This window comes from Mesorhizobium sp. CAU 1732 (assembly GCF_039888675.1).
Classification (GTDB): domain Bacteria; phylum Pseudomonadota; class Alphaproteobacteria; order Rhizobiales; family Rhizobiaceae; genus Aerobium.
Genome location: NZ_JBDQQR010000004.1, coordinates 149,576 through 175,792, shown reverse-complemented (window position 1 = coordinate 175,792; position 26,217 = coordinate 149,576). Strand labels below are relative to the sequence as shown.

Annotated in this window: 23 protein-coding genes; 7 read left to right on the top strand and 16 right to left on the bottom strand. The window is 62.5% G+C overall.

Features of this window, described 5'->3' with window-relative positions; translation table 11 throughout:
- Position 1: 1 nt before the first annotated feature.
- The 9 genes from AAFN55_RS24615 to AAFN55_RS24575 all read right to left on the bottom strand — a co-directional run bounded on the left by AAFN55_RS24615 (position 2) and on the right by AAFN55_RS24575 (position 8,975).
- Positions 2-1,219, bottom strand: a complete 1,218-nt coding sequence (locus AAFN55_RS24615; RefSeq protein WP_347801641.1) for a CaiB/BaiF CoA-transferase family protein — start codon at positions 1,217-1,219, stop codon at positions 2-4.
- Positions 1,216-2,415 (bottom strand): CaiB/BaiF CoA-transferase family protein, encoded by a 1,200-nt coding sequence (locus AAFN55_RS24610; RefSeq protein WP_347801640.1) that lies wholly within the window; start codon positions 2,413-2,415, stop codon positions 1,216-1,218. Before AAFN55_RS24610 ends, AAFN55_RS24615 begins: the two co-directional genes overlap by 4 nt.
- 113 nt (positions 2,416-2,528) lie before the next feature.
- On the bottom strand, positions 2,529-3,938 hold the full coding sequence (gene hydA, locus AAFN55_RS24605) for a dihydropyrimidinase (RefSeq protein WP_347801639.1): 1,410 nt from the start codon (positions 3,936-3,938) through the stop codon (positions 2,529-2,531).
- 24 nt (positions 3,939-3,962) lie between these two features.
- Positions 3,963-4,376 (bottom strand): DUF3830 family protein, encoded by a 414-nt coding sequence (locus tag AAFN55_RS24600; RefSeq protein WP_347801638.1) that lies wholly within the window; start codon positions 4,374-4,376, stop codon positions 3,963-3,965.
- The gene (locus tag AAFN55_RS24595) at positions 4,373-5,131 is read right to left on the bottom strand and encodes an aldolase/citrate lyase family protein (RefSeq protein ID WP_347801637.1); all 759 of its coding nucleotides are present in this window, start codon (positions 5,129-5,131) and stop codon (positions 4,373-4,375) included. The genes AAFN55_RS24600 and AAFN55_RS24595 overlap by 4 nt, the downstream gene beginning before the upstream one ends.
- On the bottom strand, positions 5,128-6,081 hold the full coding sequence (locus tag AAFN55_RS24590) for a DUF6282 family protein (protein ID WP_347801636.1): 954 nt from the start codon (positions 6,079-6,081) through the stop codon (positions 5,128-5,130). Before AAFN55_RS24590 ends, AAFN55_RS24595 begins: the two co-directional genes overlap by 4 nt.
- Before the next feature lie 60 nt (positions 6,082-6,141).
- Complete coding sequence (locus AAFN55_RS24585; RefSeq protein WP_347801635.1) at positions 6,142-7,104, bottom strand: TRAP transporter substrate-binding protein; 963 nt, start codon at positions 7,102-7,104, stop codon at positions 6,142-6,144.
- Positions 7,105-7,155: 51 nt separating this feature from the next.
- Positions 7,156-8,436, bottom strand: coding sequence for a TRAP transporter large permease (locus AAFN55_RS24580; protein WP_347801634.1), 1,281 nt, complete (start codon positions 8,434-8,436; stop codon positions 7,156-7,158).
- Positions 8,433-8,975 carry a TRAP transporter small permease gene (locus AAFN55_RS24575; RefSeq protein ID WP_347801633.1) on the bottom strand — a complete coding sequence of 181 codons (543 nt, stop codon included), beginning with the start codon at positions 8,973-8,975 and terminating at the stop codon, positions 8,433-8,435. Before AAFN55_RS24575 ends, AAFN55_RS24580 begins: the two co-directional genes overlap by 4 nt.
- A gap of 467 nt (positions 8,976-9,442) precedes the next feature.
- Here AAFN55_RS24575 and AAFN55_RS24570 point away from each other — a divergent pair, with 467 nt between their 5' ends.
- Positions 9,443-9,688 carry a WGR domain-containing protein gene (locus tag AAFN55_RS24570; RefSeq protein ID WP_347801632.1) on the top strand — a complete coding sequence of 82 codons (246 nt, stop codon included), beginning with the start codon at positions 9,443-9,445 and terminating at the stop codon, positions 9,686-9,688.
- 123 nt (positions 9,689-9,811) lie between these two features.
- Here the strand turns inward: AAFN55_RS24570 and AAFN55_RS24565 are convergent, their stop codons facing one another.
- Positions 9,812-10,849, bottom strand: coding sequence for a hypothetical protein (locus AAFN55_RS24565; protein WP_347801631.1), 1,038 nt, complete (start codon positions 10,847-10,849; stop codon positions 9,812-9,814).
- A 200-nt stretch (positions 10,850-11,049) separates the two neighbouring features.
- On the opposite strand from AAFN55_RS24565, the gene AAFN55_RS24560 reads away from it, so the two are divergent.
- Genes AAFN55_RS24560 through AAFN55_RS24550 form a run of 3 tightly spaced genes read left to right on the top strand, consistent with a single transcriptional unit; the run spans position 11,050 to position 13,926 of the window.
- Positions 11,050-12,489 (top strand): ATPase domain-containing protein, encoded by a 1,440-nt coding sequence (locus AAFN55_RS24560; protein ID WP_347801630.1) that lies wholly within the window; start codon positions 11,050-11,052, stop codon positions 12,487-12,489.
- 7 nt (positions 12,490-12,496) lie between these two features.
- Positions 12,497-13,525 carry a sensor histidine kinase gene (locus AAFN55_RS24555; RefSeq protein ID WP_347801629.1) on the top strand — a complete coding sequence of 343 codons (1,029 nt, stop codon included), beginning with the start codon at positions 12,497-12,499 and terminating at the stop codon, positions 13,523-13,525.
- The gene (locus AAFN55_RS24550; RefSeq protein WP_347801628.1) at positions 13,522-13,926 is read left to right on the top strand and encodes a response regulator; all 405 of its coding nucleotides are present in this window, start codon (positions 13,522-13,524) and stop codon (positions 13,924-13,926) included. Before AAFN55_RS24555 ends, AAFN55_RS24550 begins: the two co-directional genes overlap by 4 nt.
- A 637-nt stretch (positions 13,927-14,563) precedes the next feature.
- Here AAFN55_RS24550 and AAFN55_RS24545 read toward each other — a convergent pair.
- The 4 genes from AAFN55_RS24545 to AAFN55_RS24530 all read right to left on the bottom strand — a co-directional run bounded on the left by AAFN55_RS24545 (position 14,564) and on the right by AAFN55_RS24530 (position 21,249).
- Entirely contained in the window at positions 14,564-17,965 is a 3,402-nt protein-coding gene (locus AAFN55_RS24545) for an indolepyruvate ferredoxin oxidoreductase family protein (protein WP_347801627.1), read from the bottom strand.
- 13 nt (positions 17,966-17,978) lie between these two features.
- Complete coding sequence (locus AAFN55_RS24540; protein WP_347801626.1) at positions 17,979-19,178, bottom strand: CoA transferase; 1,200 nt, start codon at positions 19,176-19,178, stop codon at positions 17,979-17,981.
- 28 nt (positions 19,179-19,206) lie between these two features.
- A complete protein-coding gene (locus AAFN55_RS24535; RefSeq protein ID WP_347801625.1) occupies positions 19,207-20,370 on the bottom strand; it encodes an acyl-CoA dehydrogenase family protein in 1,164 nt (387 codons plus the stop codon).
- Between the two features lie 63 nt (positions 20,371-20,433).
- On the bottom strand, positions 20,434-21,249 hold the full coding sequence (locus AAFN55_RS24530; protein WP_347801624.1) for an enoyl-CoA hydratase/isomerase family protein: 816 nt from the start codon (positions 21,247-21,249) through the stop codon (positions 20,434-20,436).
- A gap of 128 nt (positions 21,250-21,377) precedes the next feature.
- Here AAFN55_RS24530 and AAFN55_RS24525 point away from each other — a divergent pair, with 128 nt between their 5' ends.
- From AAFN55_RS24525 to AAFN55_RS24515, 3 genes are all read left to right on the top strand, one after another.
- On the top strand, positions 21,378-21,665 hold the full coding sequence (locus AAFN55_RS24525; RefSeq protein WP_347801623.1) for a DUF1330 domain-containing protein: 288 nt from the start codon (positions 21,378-21,380) through the stop codon (positions 21,663-21,665).
- Between the two features lie 12 nt (positions 21,666-21,677).
- Positions 21,678-22,631 carry a dihydrodipicolinate synthase family protein gene (locus AAFN55_RS24520; protein ID WP_347801622.1) on the top strand — a complete coding sequence of 318 codons (954 nt, stop codon included), beginning with the start codon at positions 21,678-21,680 and terminating at the stop codon, positions 22,629-22,631.
- Positions 22,632-22,732: 101 nt separating this feature from the next.
- Entirely contained in the window at positions 22,733-23,329 is a 597-nt protein-coding gene (locus tag AAFN55_RS24515) for a TetR/AcrR family transcriptional regulator (protein WP_347801621.1), read from the top strand.
- Positions 23,330-23,344: 15 nt separating this feature from the next.
- Here AAFN55_RS24515 and AAFN55_RS24510 read toward each other — a convergent pair whose 3' ends face one another.
- Entirely contained in the window at positions 23,345-25,009 is a 1,665-nt protein-coding gene (locus tag AAFN55_RS24510) for an AMP-binding protein (RefSeq protein ID WP_347801620.1), read from the bottom strand.
- Positions 25,010-25,058: 49 nt separating this feature from the next.
- On the bottom strand, positions 25,059-26,204 hold the full coding sequence (locus AAFN55_RS24505) for an ABC transporter substrate-binding protein (RefSeq protein ID WP_347801619.1): 1,146 nt from the start codon (positions 26,202-26,204) through the stop codon (positions 25,059-25,061).
- Positions 26,205-26,217: the final 13 nt, after the last annotated feature.

Genomic DNA, 26,217 nt, shown 5'->3' with positions numbered 1-26,217 from the left:
CCTAATCCTGCTTGCTTTCGTTATCGTTGTTACCCGACGGCACCCCGACGATGCCGTCGGTGACGAAGCGATCGATCTCACTCGCGGCAAAGTCCAGTTCCTCCAGAACCGCTCTGCTGTCGCAGCCAGGTTCAAACGGCATCGCGCGGACCTTCGGCGCCTTACCGTCGTAACGAAGCGGATGGGCGACCAGCCGCGCCGTCTCGCCGTTGACGTCGATCTCGGTGAAAGCGCCGATGTGCCGCGCCTGCCGGTCTTCCGCGAGCTCGTCATAGGACTGGACCCGCTCGAACCAGATGCCCTCACGGTCGAACCGGTCTTGCAGATCGGCGAAGGTGTGGCGGGCAAGTTCGGTCGCCATTGCCTGCGCGTAGCGCTCGCGCTCCGCGTAGCGGTCGACGGTGGCAAGCGCACGCAGGACGTCGCTGTCCAGAGCCTCGGCAAGTGCCGCCGGATCGTTCATCGAGAGGACGATGTGGCAATCGGCGAGCCTGTAGGAGCCATAAGGCGCATCATGATACCAACTGCCGACATTGCGGCCGCGCGGCATCGGGTCGGACCCCTTGTCGGCGCGGGCGAAATACATGGTCAGCGCTTCGCTTTGGAGATCGATGCCCGCCTGGAACAGGCTCGCCTCGACGCGGGTGCCCTCTCCCGTCTGAAGCTTCCGCACATAGGCCGACAGAACCCCCATCGCCAGAAGCGCGGCTCCGTGCTGGTCGACGACGGCCGCACCCGTGATGGTCGGGCCAGCCTGGCTCGAGCCGGTGGCCGCGACAAGACCTGACCGCGCCTGCATGAGCAGGTCCTGCCCCGGCCTGTTCGCGTCGGGGCCGTTGGCCCCCAGCCCCGTCGCGGAAGCATAGATGATGTCGGGCTTCTTCGCCCTCACGGCCTCGTAGCCATAGCCCAGCCTGTCGAGGACGCCCGGCCGGAAATTTTCGAGGATGACGTCCGCTCCGCCGATCAGACGATCCATCACCGGCCGCGAGCCGGGGTGTTTGAGGTCGATGGCGAGGCTGCGCTTGTTTCGGTTGGCCGACAGAAGGAAGGCACTGACACCGCCGACGCTGGATTTTCCGCCCGACCATTTGCGCTCGAACGCGCCGCCGAGCGGCTCGATCTTGATGACGTCTGCGCCCATGTCGGCGAGATACTGCGTTGCGGCCGGACCCTGCAGATAATGGCAGAAGCTGACGATGCGCATGCCGATCTTCATCCGCCTTGCTCCGCCTGACGGATGGTGCCGGCGGCGAGAAATCCATCGATCTCGTCGGCCGAGAAGCCGGCCTCGCCAAGAATGTCCCGCGTCTGCGCGCCGAGCGGCTGCGGCACATGGCGCACCTGTGGCGCCTCGCCGTCATAGCGCACCGGGTGGGCGACGAGCGTAATCGGCGCACCCGTTGCGCCATCGACGGTGGGGAATGCTCCAAGATGCTTCAGTTGCGGGTTTTCCATCAGCGTGTCGTAGTCCTCGACGACCGCGTTCCAGATGTCGCACGCATCGAGCCGTGCGACCGCTTCCGCCACGCTCAGCGAAGCGATCGCGGTCGCAACGTGCGCCGTGATATCCTCACGACGCACGAATGCCTCGTTTTCCGAAATTTCCCCAAGCGCGGCGACGCCGAGCGCCCTGCCGAGATTGGCGGGCGTGCTCATCGAGACGGCGACAAAGCCGTCGATCGCCTGATGCACGCCATAGCCGCCGGCGCTGAACCACGAGGCAACGCCGGCAGGCCCGCGCGGTCCCTGCCTCGGCGCGCCGTTCAGCCATGCCGTGATCGACTCGCCTTGCAGGTCGACAGCCGCCTGGAGCAAGCTGACGTCGACCCGCCCGCCCTTGCCTGTCCGCTCGCGGCGGAACAGCGTCGACACGATCCCCATGGCGTAGAGAGCCGCCGCATGCTGGTCGATGACCACGGAGCCGACCGGAACGGGCGGCCCATCGGCACGACCGGTATGGGCTGCCAGACCCGACATCGCCTGAAGCAGCAAGTCCTGCCCCGGCCGCTGCGCAAATGGCCCGTCAGCACCAAAGCCGCTTGCCGCAGCGTAGATCAGCCTAGGATAGTCCCGCAAAAGGCGCTCGGGATCGAAGCCGAGCCGCGCCATCGCACCAGGCCGAAAATTCTCCATCACCACGTCCGCCGCGGCGATCAGTCGCTCAACGATCGAGCGGCCCTGCTCGCTCTTCAGGTTGACCGAGAGGCTTCGTTTGTTGCGCCCTGTCGACAAATGATTGACGCTCTGGCCGTCAACAAAATGTCCAGCCACGGCCCAGTTGCGCTGAAAAGCGCCCTCCAACGGTTCGATGGTGACGACATCCGCGCCCAGATCGCCGAGAAGTTGCGCTGCGGCAGGACCGGCGAGGAAGTGGTTGAAACTGAGGACTTTGATGTCCCGAAGCGCGTCCATGGCGGCATGTCCCTATTCGCCGCGATCCTAACAAGCTCGGTTTCGCGGCAGTAGTATCGAGATTGATGATATTGAGCGGCTCATCTATCGATAGATAAAATAGTTATGGCGCCTCATCGTGCAGTGAATGCGCTGATGCCTCTTTCAAGCACCCGTCCGTGTCCCGGCTTGCCGACGACCTTGCCATCTTCATAGACCAGCACGCCGCGTACGAAGGTTGCGACCGGCCAACCCGTCACCTCGAATCCCTCCCAGGGGGTGTAGTCCGCGCCGTGGTGGAGGATGTCCTGCCGCAATATTTCCGCGCGCGTTGGGTCCCACAGCGCGATGTCGGCGTCGAAACCGATGCCGATCGATCCCTTGCGTGGGTAGAGCCCATACATCTTTGCGTGATTGGTGGCAGACAGTTCGACGAACTTCTGCGGCGTGATCCGCCCCTTCGACACGCCCTCGGAAAACAGGATCGGCAGGCGCGTCTCGACGCCGGGAATGCCGTTTGGCACCCAGCGAAACGACGTCCGGGCCTTCGCGTTGAGCTTTCCTTCGCTCGATTCATAGCGAAAGGGGCAGTGATCCGAAGAGAACGTTTGAAAGACGCCTTGCGTGATGCCTTCCCAGATCGCCGCCTGGCTGTCCGTGTCACGCGGCGGCGGGGAGCACACATATTTGGCGCCCTCCATGTTCAACCCGTTCAAATCCTCCGCCGTCAGCGTGATGTATTGCGGGCAGGTTTCGGCATAAACCTTCATGCCGCGTTGCTGGGCCCAGCGAACCTGCTCCATCGCCTCGCGACCGGAAACGTGCACGATCATGATCGGCACGTCGATCAGTTCGGCATGGCTGATCGCGCGGTGCGCCGCTTCGCGCTCGACGACCTGCGGACGTGATACGGCATGGTAGTACGGAGCCGTATTGCCGGCCTGTTCGAGTTTTTCGGCAAGAAAGCGGATCGCGTCGTAGCCCTCGCAATGCACCATCACCAACGCCCGCTCGCGCCGCGCGACCGCGAAAACCGACAGGAGCTGCGCATCGTCGAGAACGAGGTCGTCATAGGTCATGAACACCTTGAACGAGGTGTATCCATCCTTGACCAGCGCCGGCAGTTCCTGCCCAAGCACGGCAGGCGTCGGATCGGAAATAATGAGATGGAAGCTCGTGTCGATGACGCAATTGCCTTCGGCGAGCTTGCGGTAGTCCTCGACCGACTGGCGCAGCGACTCGCCGCGTTTTTGAAGTGCGAACGGCATGATGGTCGTATTGCCCCCGGCGGCGGCGGACGCCGTCGCGGACGCGAAATCATCGGCCATCATGATGCCTGGCCCCGAATCCTGAGCAACATGCACATGGCTGTCGATGCCGCCTGGAAGCACCCACAGGCCCGAGGCGTCGACCTCTTCACGGGCGCCCTTCAGCTCGCCGGAAATCGCAACGATCCGGCCGCCCGCGATGCCGACATCGGCCTTGTACATGTCGCTTGCCGTAACGATGGTGCCGCCACGGATGGCGAGATCGAGTTCGGACATTTTGGCTTCTCCTGTCGATTCCGGTTAGACGACCTCGAAGGAAATCGGCTGCGCGCCTTCCCACAGCACGCGCCGCCCCATGGCGTGGAGCCGGTCATGACCCTCGGTGATGGTAAGAAAGTGATTGCCGGCAAGCTGCCCGGCCATCGAGGCAAAATTGACCCGGCCATAGGCGAGCAGAATTTCCGTCTCGCTCACGCCGCCAGGATAGAGGATGATCTCGCCCGGCGACGGATAGCTGGTCGCATTTTCGAAGCCGATATCAAACTGGCGGTCACCGAGCGGAATCCAGACCCCCTCCCCGCTCCAGCGCACATGGATGGCGCGGTCGATAAAGGGCAATTGCGACAGAAAGGATGCGCACGTGGCCGGCGCTTTTTCCACTTCCAGGCGCGCGTCGAACATCTCCCCGCCAACGGTGATCTTTAGCTTCGTCATCGGCTGTCTACGCTTTCCATAAGATGTCTGATCTCGGCGACGCGTTGTTCGGCGGCCTCGAACAGAAGATTGATTTCATTGGTAACGACAATCAGTCCGGCATCGAGCGCGAAGGCGTGCGAAGCCAGCAGATCCTTGGGCACGCCCATAAGGCCGAACACCTTTGCGGACGCGCGTGCCGCATTCGCCACCCGAGCGAACGCGGCGGTCACGTCCGGGTGAGTAAGGTCGCCTGTATGGCCGAGCGCCTGCGCAAGGTCCTGCGAACCGATGACCAGCCCGTCGAGCCCGTCGAGCGCGGCCATCGCCTCCACATCGTGAAGCGCCTGCGCGCTTTCGACCATGGCAAAGAGGCGAAATCCGGCTTCCGCTCCGGCAATCAGATCGCGTGCCGGCACCGGCTTGAACCCGGACGAGGCCACCGGGCTTGGTAAGGACCGGTTGCCCCTCGGCGGAAAGCGCAATTTGTCGACAATCAGCCGTGCCTCCTCGACACTGTCGACATGCGGCACGATGATTGCCTGCGCACCGCAGTCGGCTGCCCGCGTCAGGTCATCGGACGAAGAACGGGGCACGCGGACATAGACGGGGAAACCCGCCTCGCGCCCGGCCACGCACAACGACGCGGCTTCGGCGAGAGACATCGCTCCATGTTCCATGTCCGCGATCAAAAAATCGAAACCCGCATGACGGGTGACCGCGAGGATCTCGACGCTGCGAAACACGCAGGCCGCGATGCCGATCTCAGCCGTCATGGCCGCTCACCGTCGGATGCGTGGCGAACCTTGAACAGGCGAGCGGGATTGTCGGCACTCATCGTTTTGAGCGCTGCGGCGTCGAAGCCGCTCGATTGCCACATCGCGATAAAGCAGCGGAACGCCTCGACCGGTGACGGCAGGACGAACGCGCCGCTGTCGCTGGAAATGATCACATTGCGCGGGCCGACCTGACGGACGATATCGGTCGCCATATCGAAATCGGCGCGCGGGAAACGATGCCGTTCCGCATCGATCATCGTCTGTCCGATGGACGTCGCATGCGAGAAGACGAAGAACGAATATTCGAGCGCCGCGCCTGTTGCCACGAGCGCCTCCGCTTCATCCGGCGTCAGATAACCGGCGGGGGCTATCATGCTCCGGCAACCTCGGGCGGCCGCCAGTTCTGCAACGCGAACCATTTCCGGGCCGGAAAGATGCCCGAGATTGAACACCGCATCGGCCTCGACGCATAAGTCGATGATTTCGGGCAGAGGGTCGCCCAGGGGGCCGCTTCCGGGAATGGAAAGACACGTCTCAACATAAGCGGGGCTGCGCCGCTCGGAGCGCGCCACGAAAGCGGTGTGATGGCAGGGCAGCGAGACGAACCGCGCTCCACCGGAACCGTATCCCATGCCGAGCGCGGTCTGGACCACCCGCGGTGAGAGACCGCCGGCGTAGGGCTCCAGAATAACGCCGCCGAAAACATCGACGCCGAGATGGGCGAGTTCGAGATTCGCGAGCGCGGCAAGACCGGAGGTGTTGGCGAATACATCCATCAGGCCAAGTCCGGTCATGCGCGCGGCGGAAGCCTGCCTGACCGCGTCGAACAGGGTGACGGTGCGCTGGTTTATATGCGGACAGCAGTGGACATGGCTGTCGACGGCTCCGACGATCAGACCCATGCCCGGCACGGATCGGGCCGCCGCGGGTACGGCTTCCTGCAACACGACGTTTCCTCCGGAAAATGGGAGAGGCGGCGATCGGGAGGATCCCCGCCTCCGACGCTCCTACTGCAACAGTTCGAACAGTTCGCGCTGGGATTCGGTCTCGAGGAACTTATCGTAGAGAGGCAGCGATGCATCGCGGAAGGCGGTGGTGTCGGGCTCGACTATGGAGACCCCTTCTTCGCGCAATTCGGCCAGCAACGGCTGTTCCTGCTCGATCACATACTGGTGCTGCCAGACGGCGGATTCCTCACCCGCTTCGAGAAGGGCAGTCTGCACCTCAGCCGGGAGCGCAGAGAACGTCGCCTCGCTCATGAAGATGTGAGCCGTCAGGTTGAGCCAGCCCACCAGCGAGAAGTGGCTGGCGACCTCGTAGAAGCGTTGCCCGCGGTAGTCGGACGTCGCGCCCTCCGCGCCGTCGACGATGCCCGACTGCATAGCGCCGTAGAGTTCCGAATAGGCCATCGGGGTGGGGTTTGCGCCATAGGCGCGGAACGCCTCGATATGCATCGGCTGCTGCATGGTGCGGATCTTCAGATTCTCCAGATCGCCGATCTCATTGATGTCCTTCTTGGTCATCAGGTGCCGGATACCGGAGGAATAGGAGCCGATGAGGCGGAAGCCCGCCGCGGCGGCGGACGCACGCAACTTCTCCTTAGCCGGGCCTTGCAGCGCCACGCTCAGCGTTTCCACGTCCGGGAACAGGAATGGCATGTCGAGAACGCGCAGTTCGCTCACGAAGTTGGACAGCAAGGAGTTGGAGGTCATCGCCATCTGGACCGTGCCCAGCAAGGTGCCTTCGACGAGTTGGCCCTCGTCACCGATCTGGCCGTTCGGGAAAATCTCGATGGTGGCCTTGCCGCCGGTCTTGTCCTCGACGAGCTCGCGCAGTTTCTGCAAGGCCTTGTCCTGGATCGAGTCGGTGACGTTGGTATGGCCGGCCTTGATGATGATCTCCTGCGCGAAGGCAGGCTGGCAGGTTGCCGCCGCTATGGAAGCGAGCGCGGCAAACAGGAATTTCTTCATTTCAGTATTCCCCTTTTTTTGTGATTGCAGACTTGTCGGTATGCTTTGGCCTTACGGGAAGAAGGCTCTTGGAAGTGTGAGCACGACGGCCGGGACGTAGGCCGTCAGCGCCAGGACGAACAGCATCGGGATCAGCGGTATCCAAACCTTGGTGACCACCTGCTCCACCTTGCGCCCGGCAACCATGGACGCAACGAAGAGGCAGATGCCGTAAGGCGGCGTGATCAGACCGATCGCAAGGTTCAGACCTGTCATGACGCCAAACTGGACGGGATCGATGCCATAGCTCTGGGCGATCGGCATCAGCACTGGCAGCACGATCAGAATCGCGGAAATGCTCTCCATGAACATGCCGACGACCAGCAGGAACAGGTTGACGATCAACAGGAACACTACGGGTGATTCAGTCACACCGCGGAACCAGGTATCGAGCAGATGCGGAACGCCAAGGGTGGCGATGATCCACGAGAAGACGCTGGCGGTGGCGACGATAATGAGAACCGCCGCTGAAAGACTGATCGCCTTTATGAGGAGTGGCGCCAGATCCTTCAGCTTCAATTCGCGGTAGACCAAGAGTGAGATCACTAGCGTCAGTATTACAGCCACACTGGACGCCTCGGTCGCTGTAAAGACGCCGCCGACGATGCCGCCGATGATGACGACAGGCAAAGTCAGCCCTGGAATTGCAGCGACAAATGCACGGCCGAGACGGGAAAGCGAAAAAGGCTCGCTGTCGCGATAGACCGGTCCGCCGCGCTTTGCGACGATGAAACAGGCGATCGCCAGGCCGATAGCGATCATGAGGCCAGGGACGATGCCACCAAGAAACATCGCGCCGATCGACAGATTGGACGTGATGGCGATCACCACCATGATGATGCTGGGCGGCAGGATCGGCGCAAGCGCGCCACCGGCCGCTATAATTGATGCCCCGAGATCGAGATCGTAGCCGCGCCGGCGCATCTCTGGAGACAAGATCGAACCAACCGCGGCGGTGTCCGCTGAACCGGAGCCGGAAATCGCCGCCAGGCCCGTGCTGGTGACAATCGCGATCATGTAAAGGCTGCCTGTGATCCAGCCAACGAGCGCGGACGCAAGATCCACGAAGCGCCGCGCGATGCCACCCTCGGCCATCAGAATCCCGGCTGTCACGAAGAACGGGATTGCCATCAGGGAAAAGGAATTCACGCCGCCGAACACGCGCTGGGCGACAATGGTCGTGGGCACGTCCGTCAGCATTACGATGGCGAGCAGACCCGCGACGCCAAGCGCGAAAACGATGGGTAACCCCGAGAAGATAAGCAGTACGAAGCCGCCGAACGCGAAGCTCACTGGAAATCTCCTGCCGTTGCGCCGGGCGCGCGGTTGGGATCGAAAACTTCGGGCAGGGTCGCGATCGCGAGCTCGAGCAGGAAGTAGGCCATACCGATCGGCAACGCCATGTAGGGAATGGCGAGTGGAAGCTGCAGGGCCGGCGACTTCACCATCATGCCGATCGTCAGCATGCTCATCGAGCCGATGATGACGACAACCAGGAACCAGGCTGCGAGAGCGAAACCGCCAGCCTTGACAATCCGCTGTAGCGCCACTGGACATCTGGAAATAACAACGTCGATGCCGACATGTTGACGATTGCGCATCGCTATGCCGGCGCCCAGCATGACCAACCACACCTGCGCGAAGGTCGCGCTCTCCTCAGACCAGGAGATCGCGTAATTGAAGACATAGCGCCCAAGCACCTGCGAAAGCACCAGCACCGTCATCGCGCCTAGCAGGAAGATTGCGGCGGCATCAACGACCCGCCGCAAGGCAGTCAGTGACAGCGCAAGCGCTCTTGTAATGACGCGATACTCGGCATGGTCGCCGAGCACCGATAGTCTGTCGGTGTCAGGTTTTCCCATTCGTTGCCGCCCCCTTGACGGCTCCTGGTTTTTGCACCCCGGCTTCCTGGAAGGGCTGGGTTTTTGGCTGGATAACGGGGCCGCCTTGTTAGTTCGCCCTCGTCTAAGCATGAGAGTGTACCAGCACATTCAGCGAGCAAAACTACCATTTTCTATGATTTTTTATGCCGTAGGTATCTATTTTACTAATAGATGGGTTGTGCTGAGATCGTCAGTGGGAGCTTCTCGGCTGAACTTTTTTTACGCCCCCATTATCTGAGAACCGCAAGCGAGGCTTTCGTGCGCGGAGCGTGACAAAGCCATGCCATGGCAAGGGAAGCTTTCGCAGCGCGCGACAGAGTTAGCGCGCATGACCCATCACCAGCATGAATCCTTCACTGCCAAGCGATTCAAATAAGTCGTTGGACGCTGCTTCCGCAGGAAGCGAGATTCCAAACATGCAAAACGAAACAATCGATCCGGTTCATCTGGAACGTATTGACCCGGAGCAGAACATGCGCCGGTTCTATTCACTCGTGATCCAGCCGACGTTGTTCGGTGACGTTTCGCTGATACGCAACTGGGGCCGGATCGGGACGAATGGCCAATCCATGATGGAGACGTTCGATCGGCCGGAGAACGCGGACGGAGCATTCACACGTCTCGCGCGCACGAAACGGCGGCGCGGTTACAGGGATGTCTGAGCCACGTCGCCCGAAGGGCATCGCCCCGCACACAGCGCTTCGTGAACGAGCGATGGGAATGGCTGACGTGTACGTGAAAGTGCCTAATGTGTACGCCTTGGGAAGCGGGCCTTCCGCAAGGCTTCAGCAGTCCGAATAGTAGGGGCCGACTTCGACAGGGCAGCCAAGTCGAACACCCAGATCGCGGGCGAACGCATTCAGGCCGTCGGGATTGGAAGATTGTGCCAGAAACACGGATTGCCCCTCCATGTCCGGAGCCTCCGAACGGCAGCGCGCGTAGAGCGTCGAACCGCCTCCGCCCTTGGCGGGCGTCAGGCGCGCCACCTCCAAACGCAGAACGGCGTCACAAGCGATAACAAAGAGCTGGTCCGAGACCACGATCAATGCCTGTCCATCCGCGGACAAGCCGAGTTCGGCTTGCCGGTCATCGACAAGGTGTTCGGGATTGCGCGCGTATTCGAGCTGCGTCTCCGACGGCGCCATGGTTCCGGCCCTCGCCATGCGGGCGGCGCCCACCTCACCGTCAAACCTGAGCGGCCGAAAACCACGCACCCAAGTCTTCTCCTGCGCGCTCAAGGAAAGACAGAACCCGGTAACGACTCGAACATGGCAGGCCGAGCACAGCCGGCGATCGCGGTCCTCAGCCGGATTGGGAAGTCTGTTTGATTGCCATTGCGATGGCCAGGCAATTAGCGAAATCTCTGCCAGCCCGGAACGCCACGTGGCAACCAGCGTATTCCAGTGCTTCCCGATTGGTGCGGGACCGAGCGAGGCCGTCAGGAAGTCAGCGGCGCGACGAACGTTTGTATGAGCGTCGTCCTCGAACCAGACCAGGCCCGAGAAGCGGCTGATCGGAAATTGCGGCGGGATGCGATCGTGGGCGCTGGCAGTCCAGGGCTGCATCGCGCCGGGCAGGAGCAAAGCTTCCCGGAACACAAGCGCATCCCAATGATAGATCGGATCAGGCGATACGCCGACGCGCGCCGCCACATCCGCCCGCGTCTCATGCCGAGGCAGCCGCCAGTCGTCGAGCAGACGGTGGATGGGGTTGGTGCCGTCAGCCAGAAACAGCACCTCAGCAGGGGCAGGCCCGTCGAGCCAAGAAACACTCGCCGGCAACACTGGTCGCTTGCGCCGAAAGAGGTCTCGCAGGAGTCGCATGCCGGCCTGTCTCTCCACCCCATTTTTGCGGACAGCGTGGCCGATCGTTGATCTCGTCATCGGCGTTGCCATCATCATCATCGCCATTGTCGCGCCATGGCGACGCTTGCGAGTTTCAATTTCGCGCGGTGACAATGGCACGAAATGCGAAGCTATGCGTTCATTGATCAAGTTGATGCAGGTTAAACCAAGAGGCGCATGTGGCTGGGGGCAAAAAGCAGGCAGTCGTGAGTTCCGGAATCGGGGGACTCGACGAAATTCTCAGAGGCGGTTTGCCAGCCTCCAACCTTTACATTCTCCAAGGTGAGCCAGGGTCCGGCAAGACAACTGCCGCGCTTCAGTTCCTCCGTGCCGGTGTGGAGGCCGGGGAGCGTTGCATCTATGTCAGCCTTTCCCAGACGAGGGACGAGCTCGAAGCGATTGCCTTCTCGCACAGCTGGACGCTGGAAGGCATCCGCGTCGAGGAGCTTTCAGCTTCTGATGCGGTTAACGGCGCCGCAGACCAGACGATTTTTCAAACGGCCGAGCTTCGGCTGGATGAAACACGCAAGGCGATCGAGGACGCGATCGAGGAGCACAAGCCAAGCCGCTTGGTGTACGATTCACTGCTCGAAATCCGACTGATCACCGGCGACACGCCGCGCTTTCGTCGCGAACTGATCGCCTTCAAGGCATTCCTTGCCAAGAGAAATGTCGTGGCTCTGCTCCTCGACACAAAGGTTCGCAACGCCCAGAACGCAGGCGAGGAGGTTGAAGGTATCGCTCACGGAGTGATCTGCCTCGACAAATCGCTCGAGGAATATGGCTCGATCCGCCGCCGCATCGAGGTCAGCAAGATGCGCGGCGTTCCCGTCGCCGACGGCTATCACGACATGGCGATCCACGAGGGCGAAGGCGTGGTTGTTTTCCCGCGGCTCATTCCGGGTGCCGCTGCCGAAACTGTCAAGCCACAGCTGATCAAATCAGGCGTCGACGAACTCGACAAAATGTTCGGGGGTGGACAGGAGTCAGGAACGACAACGCTCGTGATCGGCCAGGCCGGCACGGGCAAATCGACCATGGCCTCACTCTACGCGACAGCGGCGCTGAAGCGCGGCGAAAGCGTTGCCTTGTTCCTGTTCGAGGAACGGATCGAAACCTTCTTCCGTCGATCCGAGGGCTTGGGTATGGATTTGAGGCAGTTCCATGAGGACGGCCAGCTCATCATCCGCGACTTCAATCCCAATGAAATCTCTCCGGGCGAGTTCGGTCAGATCGTTCAGCAGGCCGTCAGCAGCGAGAAGGTCCGGGTGGTCGTGATCGACAGCTTTACCGGCTATCTTAATTCGCTGCCGCATCGCGAGAAGGCGGTTCGCGATATTCAGTCGCTGCTCAAATATCTCGCCCGCGCCGGCGTGTTGACCATGCTGATTGTGGCGCAGCATGGCCTTCTCGGCGAGGACGTGGGCATCGACGTCGATGTGAGTTTCCTGGGCGATACGGTGCTACTGCTCCGCATCATCGAACATGGAGAGCGCCTGCGGCGCAGCATTACGGTCGTGAAGAAGAGGCATGGCCCGCACGATCTCGACGTTCGCGAGCTCTTCATCCAAAGCTCCGGCGTTTCGGTTGTCGCTTACAACCCCCTGCCGGAGGCGTGAGCTAACGGTGCCTGGTGTCGACGGCACATTGGATTGGGTATTGATCCTGGCACCCTATCGCAGGGACGCCGAGTATCTGCGGACGCTCCTTGATGAACATGAGGTGACGGTGAGGCTGGCCGCCGGATCCGAGGAGCTTGCTTCTCGTCTTAACGAGACACCGGGGGTGCTCGTTGTCACACATGAAGCACTCAATGAGGCAGTTTTGGCCATCATCGCGAAACATCTCGCCGAACAACCGGATTGGTCGGAGATGCCTATCATCGTCCTTCTCGATCGCGCAGCGCCGCAGGCGAGAATGCGAACAGAACTCAGCTCCGTATGGCCGCGCACGCGTCAAATCTTTTACCAGCGGCCAGTCGGGACACTGGAATTGCTGAGCGGCATCCAGTCGGCATTGCTTTCACGGCTGCGTCAGCGCGACGTGAGGGATCACATTGAACGCGAGACCGAACTGCGCCGGGAACTCAACCACCGTGTCAAGAATATCCTTGCGAGCGTGACGGCCATTTTCAGGATGACGCAACGAACATCGACCACGACCGAAAAGCTTGTTGACGACTTTTCGGGAAGACTCGACGCCTTGTCGGCCGTGCATTCCGCCGTCTTCGAGGCTGGGGGCGAAACGGCGGATCTCGCCGACATCATCAAGCGGACATGCTCGCCATATTGCGGCGATGGCGAGGATCGCATCATCGCCGAAGGACCGTCAATCCAGGTTGGGCGGGACCCTGGCACCACGATCGCGCTATGCCTCCACGAACTGGCCACGAACGCCCTAAAATACGGCGCACTGTCGGTTCCGGGCGGCAGAGTGCATTTAAAATGGGATGTTGACTCGGAAAGCGAGCCCGCGCTGACGATCAGGTGGATCGAAACCGGCGGCCCACTGGTGGCAGAACCATCGAAGCCCGGCTACGGGACGCGATATATCCGATCGGCTCTGCGGGGCATTTTTGGATCTCCTCCCGAAATCATCTTCGACCCAAATGGACTGCGCTGCATCGTGGCGGGCCCGCTTTCCCGATTCCGATGAAAATCCACGAGGCCTATGCAGATATGACTTCGTCGCTTACTCCGCTCCGCGTCTTCTACCTTGAGGATAACCCTCTCATCGTTTTCCACATCGAAGCGATGATCGAGGATTTGGGCCACGTTTTTGCAGGCTCGGCAAGTAGCTTTGCCGAGTTGACGGCGCAGTTCGATACATTCGAGATCGATGCCGCGCTGATCGATATAGATCTCGCCGACGGCCGCACCGGGCCCGATGCGGCCGCTTGGCTGAAGGAGCGCGGTGTTGCCAGCATCTTTGTCACCGGGCAGACCGACGTTGCCGCCGAAAACTCCGGAGTTGTGTTGGGAACGGTTTCCAAACCCGTGCTGGAAAATGATCTGGCGGAAAAGCTCGAAATGCTCAGAAGCTATCTGGGAGCATAGCCTCCCTGGTGACGGCTGAGAGAAAAGTAGCAATCCATCCCGGCGCACTGGGGTTTGAATGCTTCGGTTCCTCAGGTCGCGCTTTCTTAGGAAGGCCTCGACTGATCCGTATTATCGAGGAGTTGCAGCATCCCCGGATAGGCCACCGGGCCTAGAGTCTGCCTGGTTTCGGTTGGACGAAGGAAAGCCGTCATTCCCGCCGATCAGCTTCATCCGGACTGCCGATGTCCGTCTCGAACGATGAGAATGCCCGCCACCGCGATTAAGGTCATTCCCGACGCCTCGCCCCAGGTCGGAATCTCGAACAGGAGAACGAAAGCCCAGGAGATCGCCACAGTCGAGCAGACGGCGGCCAGATGATGCAGGTCCGCGCGGAAATTCGGATAGGCGGCGGGCCGCTCAGATGTTCGCGGGCGAAAACTGCCGGACCTTCGGCCAGGAAGCGGTTTCCATTGGGCATATGGGCGGCAACGGCTACAGCGTCTTCTGACCGGAAGGGATCGATGGGGTGCTCGACGCGGCGTTCGCTGCTCAGGGCCCAATCATCATAGAGGCATGCAGTCGTGGACTCCTACGAACCAATGATGCCACCATGAATGCCCGGCAATTTTCGGGTGCCAACTCCCATCAGCTCCTTTTACAAGAACTGCTCCATCAGCTTTTCCCGTCGCACTTTGGCAACGCCGATAGCGGCTTCCTTGACCGGACCGAACCCACGGATCGCATCCGGAACGGACGCGCGGTCGATCGCGGCCTCCAGATTGTCCGGACGCAACCGGGACAGGATTGTTTCCAGATCGCGCTCATATTCGGCGATCAGCGCGCGCTCGTGCTTGCGTTCGAGAGTACGACCGAACGGGTCGAGCCACGTTCCGCGAAGACCCTTGAACCGTGACATCAGGCGCATCGCCGGGAAAATCCAGGGACCGAATTTGATCTTCTTCGGACGGCCCGTCGTCTCGTCCACACGCGCGAGCAAGGGCGGCGCGAGCCAGAGCGAGACCTTGCCGTACCCTTCGAGCGTGCCGTCGAGACGCGCCTTCCAGGCCGTGTCGGCATAGAGCCGGGCGACCTCGTATTCGTCCTTGTAGGACATCAGCTTCGCGAGGTTGGTCGCAACCGCCTTGGTGAGTGCGTCGGACCCGTGCGCCACGCTCTGCTCCGCCTCGCCGACCCGCGCGACGAGCGCCTGGTAGCGTTTGGCCCATGCCGCATTCTGGTAGCGCGCAAGATGAGCCGTGCGGTGGGCGACGATCGCATCGACGGTATCCAGACGCGGCTCAATCCGCTCGGCACCCGCGACGGATTCCGGATCGATGGCCGCCAGCCGGCCGAGATCCAGTGCATCGAGATTAAACTGGACGGACGCGCCGTTCAATTCGATCGCCTTGCGAAGCGCGGCCATGGGCAGCGGCAGCCAGCCCTTCTGATAGGCGTAGCCGACCATGAACATGTTCGCGCCGATCTTGTCGCCCAGCAGACGCTCGGCGATCTGGTCGGCTTCTATGGTGATGGTTTCGGCAGTCGTCGAGCCGATCTTCGCGACAAGCTTCTCGTCATCGATGCGGTAATCGCGATCGGCCTGGAAGGCGGCGGTCGGGGCCGGCGTCGAGGAGAGAAGCGCGCGTGTCCGTGACGGCGAACAGGCCTTCAGCCCATCCGCGCTCGCCGCCGTCACAAGATCGCAGCCAAGCACCAGATCCGCGCTCGCAGGCGCGACCACGGATCCGGTGAGCGCATCGGGGGAGGATGCGATGCGCAGATGGCTGAAGACCGCGCCGCCCTTCTGGGCGAGGCCGGTCATGTTGTAGCTGTTGGCGCCCTTTCCGATCAGGTTGGCGGCCATGGCCAACACGCTGCCGATCGTCACGACGCCCGTGCCGCCAACGCCGGTGATCAGTACGTTGCACTGATCGAAATCCGGGGCGTCGTTTTCCGGGATGGACGCGAGACGCTGCCGGTCGATCGCGCCGGCATTCTTCCGGGGGCGCCCGCCCTCCACCGTCACGAAGGAGGGACAGAAGCCCTCGACGCAGGAATAGTCCTTGTTGCACGAGGACTGATCGATCCTGCGCTTGCGGCCGAACTCGGTCTCTTTTGGGAGGATGCTGACGCAATTTGACTGGACGGAGCAATCGCCGCAGCCTTCGCAGACGTCTTCGTTGATGAAGACGCGGGTGGCCGGGTCGGGCATGAGGTTGCGTTTGCGGCGCCGCCGCTTTTCCGCGGCGCAGACCTGTTCATAGACGAGAACCGTCGTTCCCTTCGTTTGAGCAAGGTCCTTCTGGACACGCTGCAACTGCCGGCGATCCAGGACATCGACGCCGCCGATCGCAATCGCCGTGCGGTCGAGATCGTCGGTCACGACGACCACGCGCTCCACGTCCTCGGCGAGCACCTGCCGCACGATCTGCTCGGTCGTCAACGCGCCTTCGATAGGCTGCCCGCCCGTCATGGCGACGGCGTCATTCGCGAGGATCTTGTAGGTGATGTTGACACCGGACAGGACCGCCGCACGAATGGCCAGAAGCCCCGAATGCGAATAGGTGCCGTCGCCCAGATTCTGGAAGACATGGCCCGTCTTCGTGAAATGGGACAGGCCAATCCAGTTCGCGCCTTCCGCGCCCATCTGGACCGGCTTCAGCGTGTCGCGGTTCATCCACATCGCCATGGAATGACACCCGATGCCCGACATCGCGACCGAGCCTTCCGGCACTTTCGTGGACGTGTTGTGCGGGCAGCCGGAGCAGAAATACGGCAAGCGTCTGGGCTGGTCGGCCGAAGGCTGCGCGGGTGCCGTGCCCGTCGCTTTCGCCAACGCGGCATGCAACGCGTCGTCGGCCAGCCCCAGCGCCGAAAGGCGCCCCACCAGCGCGCGCGCGATGGTCGCCGGATCGAGTTGGACGTCCTGCGGCATCAGCATCGAGCCATCCGGATCGTATTTGCCGGTGATGCGCGGACGCGTCGCTTCATTGAAAAGCACGCGTGCCGCCTGATCCTCGATGAAGGCGCGTTTCTCCTCGACGAAGAAGAGTTCTTCGCATCCCTCCGCGAACGCCTTGAGGCCGGTGGGCTCGATCGGCCAGACAAGCCCGATCTTGTAGACGGAGAGGCCAAGCGCCGCCGCGCGCTGCTCATCGATCTCCAGCATCGCCAGCGCGTCGGTCAGGTCCGTATAGGCCTTGCCGGCGGTGACGAGGCCCAGCCGCGCGCCGCTTGCGCCGAGACGCCGCTCATCGATGCGGTTGGCGCGCGCGAACTCGTGCACGCGCGGCAGTCGATGGCGGATCACGACCGACTCGTCGCGCTGCGGGCCGTAATCCGGCTGCGGCCTGATATCGACGCCGCTCTCCGACGCGTTGGGCTGCATGATCCGGGGATCGTCGTCGGAGATATCGACCGTCGCCGTCGTCTCGACCGTTTCGTTGACGGTTTTCAGGCCGACCCAGAGACCTGTGTGACGCGACAGCGCCCATCCATGGAGACCGTATTCGAGGATTTCCTGCACATTGGCCGGGTACAGAACCGGTATGAGATTGGCCGCGAGCGCCTGCTCGCTCTGATGCGCCACCGTCGACGATTTGCCGGGATGGTCGTCGCCGAAGACGACCAGCACGCCTCCATGCTCGGTCGTTCCGGCATAGTTGCCGTGTTTGAAGGGATCGCCGGAGCGGTCGACGCCCGGACCCTTGCCGTACCACATGGCAAAGACGCCATCGACGGTCTTGCCCGGCAGGCTGTCGATCTGCTGCGTGCCCCAGACGGAGGTGGCGGCGAGGTCCTCGTTGACGCCGGGCTGGAAGACGACCGACGACGCCTTGAGGATGTCGCGTGACTTCCACAACTCCATGTCGAAGCCGCCGAGCGGAGAGCCACGATAGCCCGAAACGAACCCGGCCGTGTTGAGACCGGCCTTCTTGTCCCGCTCGCGCTGCACGATGAGCAGGCGCACCAGCGCCTGCGTTCCACTGAGGAACAGGGTGCCTGTGACCTGCGTGTAGCGGTCCTTCAGGGAGACGTCGCGCAATGCGATGTTCATGGCCGTCCTTCGCTCACGCCGCCTGGCGTTTTGTGCCGGGGTTGACTGCGCCCTCGCGAACCAGCGCCTCGATGGCGTCGGCGCTCCAGCCCGCATCCGTCAGAACCTCGCGCGTGTCGGCGCCGAGTTCCTGCGGCATCCGGCGCAAGGGCGGGACGTCACCATCGTAGCGAACCGGGTGGGCGAGCACGGTGGCGGTTTCGCTTCCCACCTTGAATTCCTGGAAACAGCGATTGTGCAGCACCTGCGGATCCTGCCGGATCGTGTCATAATCCTGCACGCGCTCGTACCAGAGGCCGTGCGGTGCCAATGCCTCATGCAGGCGGTCGAAGGACCAGCCGGCCAACTCTTCGCCGAGCACCTTCATGAAGGCGTCGCGGTTGCCCATCCGGTCGCCCGCCAGCGCGATCAGGTCGCGATGGCCGATCGCTCCGGCGAACTTGTCGATATCGCCGCCCAGGCTGATGACCGCATGGCAGTCCGCGAGCTTGAAGATGCCGTACGGTGCAGGCAGGAACCAGGATGCAAGACGCGGATCGCGGCGGAACCGGTCTGCCGTCCGCTTGCCGGAATAATACGCGGCCATGGATTCGCATTGCAGGTCGAGCCCCGCATTCAGCAGGTTGGATTCGATCCGCGTGCCTTCGCCTGTCGTCAGCTTCTTGATGTAGGCCGCGCAGATCGCCATCGCCATCAACGACGCGCCATGCTGATCGACGATCGGCACGCCGGGCACGGTCGGCGACGTCTCGAGATCGCCGGTGATGGATGCGAGGCCGCAACGCGCCTGCACCAGAAGGTCCTGCCCCGGCGCTTCGGCCATCGGGCCCGACGAGCCCCAGCCCGAAGCGGATGCGTAGATGATGTCGGGCTTGATGGCCTTGACCGCCTCATAGCCGAAACCGAGCCGGTCGAGCACGCCGCCACGATAATTCTCCAGCACGACATCGGCATCCTTCAGAAGCGAATGGATCACTTCCTTGCCGCGCGCGCTCTTCAGATCGACCGAGATCGATTTCTTGTTGCGATTGACGGAAAAGAAGCTGGCGCTCAACCCGTCGACGAAGACGGAATCCGCACCGTATCCCCGCTCGAATGCGCCGTTCAGCGGCTCGATCTTGACGACGTCGGCACCCATGTCCGCGAGATACTGCGCAGCCGCAGGCCCCTGCACGAAATGCGTGAAGCCGAGCACTTTCATTTTTCGGAGCATCAAATGCCCTCCCTTGGCGCAGCTTGATCTAAAGCGACTGGCGGCCGTTCTTGAGCAGGCTGCGTGCGATCACCACGCGGTGAATGTCGGATGCACCGTCGAAGATGCGGTAGACGCGCGCGTCCCGATACAGTTGCTCCAGCGGCATCTCGCGGCAGTAGCCCATGCCTCCGAATATCTGGACGGCCTTGTCGGCCACGCGCCCCAGCATCTCGGAAGCGTAGTATTTGACCATCGAGACCTTCTCGCGCGGGTCCATGCCCTGATCCGTCTCCCATGCGGCGTTCAAAACCATCATCCGCGCGGCGAAGATCTCCGTCGCCATGTCGGCGAGCATGGCCTGTACCATCTGGAAATCGCCGATCTTCTGCCCGAACTGCTTGCGCTCGTTGGCGTAGTCGATCGACATCTGCATCAGCTTGCGCGCCATGCCGACGCTGCGGCCGCCCACCATGCCGAGCCGCACCTTGTTGATGGTGGAGAGCGCCTGGAACAGCCCCGTCCCCTCCGCCCCGAGCAACTGCGCTTTGGGCAAGCGGACATCCTCGAACACGAGTTCGCTATGGTTGGTGGCGCGCAGGCCCATCATGTATTGCACCCGACCGACCGTGAAGCCCGGCGTACCTTTGTCGATCAGGAACGCGCTGATGCCCTTCGCGCCCTTGGACGGGTCGGTGACGGCCGTGATGATGAAGGCGTCGGCCACGTCGGCATCGCTGATGAAATGTTTCGACCCGTTGAGGATGAAATCGTCGCCGTCGCGGCGCGCGCTCGTCTTGATGCCGGCGGCATCCGAACCCGCATTCGGCTCGGTCATGCCGAGCGCGATGTTGATGTCGCCCTGCACTGCCGGAAACAGGTACTTCTCGCGCTGCTCTCCGACGCAATTGACCAGCGATCCGGGGATGGCGCCGAAGGCGCGCCGCACCAGCGCGTCCTTGGTGAAACCGAACTCCTCTTCGCACAGGCACATGTCGACCGCGCTCAACCCGCCGCCACCGACATCCTCGGGCATGCCCATCGCAAACAGGCCGAGCGCCTTGGCTTTGTCACGCAGCGCGCGCGCCAGCTCCGGACGTACCTGCTGGATCTCTTCGACTTCGGCCTCGTGCGGAGCCAGTTCTTCCTTGATGAAGCGCCGAACCGAATCCAGAACCATCTGGGTTTCGCCGGGTACTGAAAAATCGATCACTGCATTCCTCCCTTGCCCTTGCGAAGGGCGAATTTCATTCGATGTCGCGAAAACCGGTACGCGTCAGGCAGCGGGCTCGAAGGCCGACGGGTCGAGGCGGTCCGAAAACGCCGCCTGCCTCTTGCCGATGAAGGCGCCGACGCCCTCGGCAAAGTCGTTGGTCCGCGACAACCCCTCGCTGAGCGCGAGCGTCTGGCGGATCGCCTCGTCCTCGGGCAGATCGCAGGCCAGCCGAAGCGCCTGCTTACAGGCGTAGGCGGCTTGTGCCGGCCCCTTTGCGAGGCGTGCACCCAGCTCCCGCGCCATCGTCAGCGTCTCGCCTTTCGGTGCGATGCGGTTGGCCAGCCCCCAGTCGAGCGCGGTGCGCGCATCGATCATGTCCCCCAGAAGCATCATCTCGTTCGCACGCCCGAGACCGATGCGGCGCGTCACGCGAATGGTGCCGCCGCTTCCCGGAAACCCGCCCAGGAGCACTTCCGGCAGACCCAGCCGGACGTCTTCCGACACGACGACCAGATCGCACCCTGCCGCGAGCTCCAGGCCGCCGCCCAGCGCAAGGCGCTCGATAGCGGCAACGGTGGGCTTTGGGAAATTCGCGACCTTTCCGTAGGTCTCGTTTTCGTATCCGAGCTTCTTCGAGACGATCGCGCGTTCGGCGACCAGCCCCGGAAACTCCTTGATGTCCGACCCGGCACAGAACGCCCGGTCGCCCTCCCCCGTCAGCACGAGCGCGCCAACTTCGGGATTGTCCGCGAGTTCCGCCAACGCGGCATTCATCTGTCGTGTCAGCCCGAGCGTCACCACGTTCATCGGCGGATTGCTCAGGAACAGCGTCGCCACGCGATCGCGGATCTCTACCCGGATTTTCTGGTCGGTCATGAAGGGTCCTCCTAGCACGGAACTTGACTTAGACTGACTTGCACGTCAATAAGTTTTTGTGCGCAGCATCTCCGGTGCCGGTTGTCGGCGAACCCGTGCCTGCGCCTGTCGAGGAGGAGTGAAATCGCATGCCCGCAATCGTCGTCGCAAAGATCCAGGTCACCGACCCGGCGAAGTACGAATCCTACAAACCGCTTGCCAAGGAGGCGATCGAGGCCTTTGGCGGCCGTTACCTCGTGCGCGGCGCCGAGCCGAACACGATCGAGGGCGATGGCGACCCAAACCGCTACGTCGTCGTCGAATTCGACTCCGTCGATACCGTGCGCCGCTTCTATGATTCACCGCTTTATCTGAAGGCCCGCGAAGCACGCGACGGCGCGGCCATCGCCCAGATCACCGCCCTCGAAGGCGTTTGAGAGGACACCCCAATGCCACGCCAGACCTATGACTGCTCAGGTGTCATTCCCGCCTGTCTCCTGCCGCTTCACGACGATCTGTCGATCGACAAGAAGAGCTATCGCAAGCACATCAACGACGTGGGCTCCGTTCGGGGCATCTCGGCCATCACCGTCAACGGCCATGCGTCGGAGGTGTCGTCCTGCACCTTCGAGGAGCAGGAAATGCTGCTCGATCTCGCGCTCGAGGAGGTCGGCGACCGCTTGCCTTTGGTCAACGGCATCTACGCCGACAGCGCAGCGGAAGCGGTCCGGATCGCCCGCATGGCCCATGCCAAACAGGCGTCCGCTTTGCTCGTCTTTCCGTCGAACGTCTTCATCCTGGGCTCGCGCCCGGAGATGATCATCGACCACTACAAGCGCATCGCCGACGTCACCGAGCTGCCGCTGATCATCTTCCAGTTCCCGGTCAACACGCCGCTCACCTATTCGCACGACGTGTTGTCGCGCCTGATCGAGGAAGTTCCCACGGTTCGCGCGATGAAGGACGGATGCGGAGACCCCGCCCGCCACGAGCTGACGGTGCGCGAACTGCAATCCGACACCCGCCCCTTCCATGTGCTGTCGACGCACAGCGCCTGGCTTCTGTCCTCGCTCGTGACCGGGTGCAACGGGCTCCTATCAGGCGCGGGCAGCACCATTGCGGACTTGCAGGTCGCGCTCTTCGAGGCGGTCAAGGCGGACGACCTCGCCAAGGCAAAGGAAATCGCGGCGCGCATCTATCCCACGACGCACGCCTTCTACAGCACGCCAGGCGTGGATATGCATAACCGGATGAAGGAAGCTCAGGTGATTCTGGGGAGGCTGCCGAGCGCCGCCGTGCGCCCGCCTCTGCAAAAACTGAGCGAGGCCGAAATCGAGAAGATTCGCCAGGCCCTCAAGGCGGCGCGGATCGAGAACGAGGGCGCGCTGACGCAGGCCGCGTGAGTGCGGTGACGATTGCGCGAAAGCGCAAAAGCTGAAAAAGTGGGACCGTGACTTAGTGGAAGCGATTCAAATGCTTATGGAAAACACGTCGCGGTCCCGACATGCGTAATCGCATCAGGCTTGTCGCCGAGGAACTTCTGGTCAAGCACGGCTATCGTGGCGTGAGCTTTCGCCAGATTTCCGAGATATTGAACACCACGCGCGCGAACCTTCATTACCATTTCGGCAGCAAGGACGGGCTGATCGAAGAGGTTCTGGAAGATTATGCGAACCGCACGCTCGACCGGTATCGCGACATCTGGACCGACGCGACGATGACGCTTCGCGAGAAGGTCGACGCGATCGTCCGCATGTCGCGCGAGCGCTACCAGCACTACAATCCGAATTCGGACAAGGGCGAGCCGTGGAGCCTAATGATCCGGCTGCGCTCAGACAGCGACGCGCTGACGCCCAAGATGCGCGCCAAGCTTCAGGACGTGACGCGGGAGTTCGAGACGCTGGTGCGGGTCGGCGTGCGCGGCGCTGTCCAGTCCGGCGAACTGGTTGCCGATGCGCCGCAGGAGCAGCTCGTCATCCAGCTCGTCAACATCATCCACTATGCCGGCTCCGTGACGCGCGACCACGGCAATTTCGGCAGGCTGGCCGATCTTTGGGAGGCGACATTGTCGACCATCGAACGCGCCTACGGAACCAAATAGGACCGCTGCGGCGGCTTACCGCCCGTACCGGACTTCCGCCTGCTGCTCGACCAGCGCCCGCAGGTCCACGCCTGCCGCCTTGCGATCCCACGTCGCATCGGTCAGCCCAGCCGCGCGCAAAGCGGACTTCCTGATCTTCTGCGTCGGTGTGCGTGGCATCTCGTCGAGATATTCGATGTAGCGCGGCACCATGTGGTGCGGAAGTTCGCGGGCCAGATGGGCGAGCAAGTCCAGCGGGTCTTGGCTCGCGCCCGTCCGGCACAACACGCAAAGCTTGATGTCGTCGTCCGATGCGAACTCCGACGGCACGCCGATCGCGGCACTCTCCTGCACCGATGGATGGGCATTGGCCGCCGCCTCGATGTCGTAGGAGGAAATGTTTTCAGCACGCCTGCGGATGCGATCGCCCAGCCGGTCCGCGAACCAGACCCAGCCCTCCGCGTCCCTGTAGCCGCTGTCGCCGGTGTGGAACCAGAGATTCCGCCAAGCGCGCAGCGTTGCCTCCGCATTGCTGAGATAGCCGGGGCTGACGATCCAGGGAAGTTTCGGCCTGACCACGAATTCGCCAATGGTCCCGAACGGCACTTCGGCATCCGTCTGCGGATCCACGACCTGAAACTCGTACCATTCCTCGCGGATCTTGCCGCAAGAGCCCGGACGCAACGGCTCGTCCCGGGGATGCCAGCAGGGAATGTTGATCTCCGTCATGCCCCACGTCTCGATACCCTTCACGCCAAAACGCCGCTCGAAATCATGCGCGATGTGTTTGGGGAAAGGCGAGGTTCCGACACGCGTCAGCCTGGTATGGGCATCGTCGGCACGCTCCGGCTCGGCATGGATCATCTCCAGCAGGGGGCCGTGGCCGATGGTGACGGTCGCACCCGTCTGCCTGATCCGGTCGATCCATGTGGATGCGGTGAAGCGCGCATCAAGATGGACGGTCGCGCCGGTCAGGAGTGCGGCATAGATCGCGCAGAAGCGCGGCGACATGTGAAAGAGAGGATGGGCGCAATAATAGACGTCGCTGCTTTCGACCCACAGCCCTTCGACCGTCTGCAACGCCGTCAGATAGGCTTGCGCATGGGTGACCATGACGCCCTTCGACGGCCCCGTCGTGCCGGAAGTCGAGAGGATCGAGGCGATGTCGCCGGGCGACAGCGACGCCGCAACGTCTTCGCCGCCTACGGTTTCGACAAGGCGTTCGCAGATGATCGGACCGAAGTCCGGTACCGTCTCTGGGTCAGCTCCGATCCAGAACACCCGCTGAAGGTTCAGCGACTGAAGCGAACACCGCGCAAGTACAGGCAGAAGCGAGCCGTCCGCCACGATCATCCGCGCATCGACGAGTGCGAGCGCCTGTTCGAGCGTCCGCCCGGAAAAGGATGGATTGATCGGCGCATCGGCCGCGCCGAGCAGGTTTGCGGCAAACCAGACGGCTATGTGATCGGTCGAATTGCCGGCCAGAAGCGCGATCCGGTCTCCCTTTTGCAACCCTGCGTGGCGCAGGGTCCGCGCCAGCCCCGCCACCCGTGCCGCGTGTGCGGCGAAGCCAATCGGCGCTTCATCGCCGAAAACCAGAAATGGCGCGTCCGGCGTGAGCCGGACCCGCCACTCGAGAACCCTGTCGAGCGACCACTGCGATGGATCGAATGGAGGCCGGAACGCGGAACTTTGCTGCATCGGGTATCCAGGCGGACGGGGCCGGTTTTGCCGGCCCCGTCCTGCGTTGTCATTTCACGGTGACGAACGCGCCGTCGCGGATCTCGACCGTGATCAGCGAGTCTTCGGAGATGCCTTCGTGCTGCTCGTCCGAATAGCAGAGCTTGCCGTCGATATAGGTGCCGTCGAAGTCGCAGATCGTCTCGAGCGCGTCCCGAATGGCGGCACCCGTCACGTCTCCGTCGATGCGGCGGACCGCTTCTGCAAGCGCCATGAAGCCCGTGGAGGCCAGAAGCTCGCCATAGCCCTTCGGCTCCTTGCCTGCCGCGGCAAGAACCTCGCCGAGCTGCTTCTGCTTGTCGGACGGATCGTTCCAGTTGCCCATCGAGACGACCTGGACACCTTCGCCCGCGTCGCCCGCGGCATCGATGAACGGCTTCTGGTTGAGCGAGCCCGAGCCGACGATGGGCGCTTCGATGCCGACCTGCTTGGCTGCGCGGACAAAGGCGGCGCCCAGCGCGGGCGCGGATGTCTGGAGCAGGATCACATCCGGATTGGCGTTGCGGATGTTCGTCGCGGCCGCCGTCAGGTCGATCGCGTTGAGCGGTGCCGCGACGGCAGCGACGACTTCAATGTCATGCTCCTCAGAGAGCTGGCGGGCATACTGCATGCCGGCCTCGCCATAGGCGTCTTCCTGGTACATCACGGCGAAGCGCTTGTGGCCGGGGCCGAAGACGCCGCGCTCCATGATGCCGGACAGGATGACCTTGTCGGTCGGTGCGATGCGGAAAACCCAAGGCCAGAAGGCATGAGACTTGTCGGTGACGCTGATCGTGCCGACTGGCGCCAGCACAGGTACCTGCGAGCGCTGCGCCACGGGCATCAGCGCGAGCGTGCCGGTTCCGATCGTCGAGCCGATGATGGCCACGACGCCATCCTGCCTGATCAGCTTCGTCGCGCAGCGGGCGGATTCGGTCGGGTTGGTCTGGTCGTCGCAGAAGATGATCTCGATCTTCTTGCCGTCGACACCGCCCTGCTCGTTGAGATTGTCGGCCAGAATCTCGACGATGTCGCGCTCCGGCACGCCGAACGGTGCGGCCGGACCCGTCACCGAAAAGATACCACCGACCTTGATAACGTCCTGCGCGAACGCGCCGGAGGCCAGCATCGCGACGGACATGGTGCCCGCCAATGCGCTGAGTAGGATACGCTTCATTCAACTCTCCCTT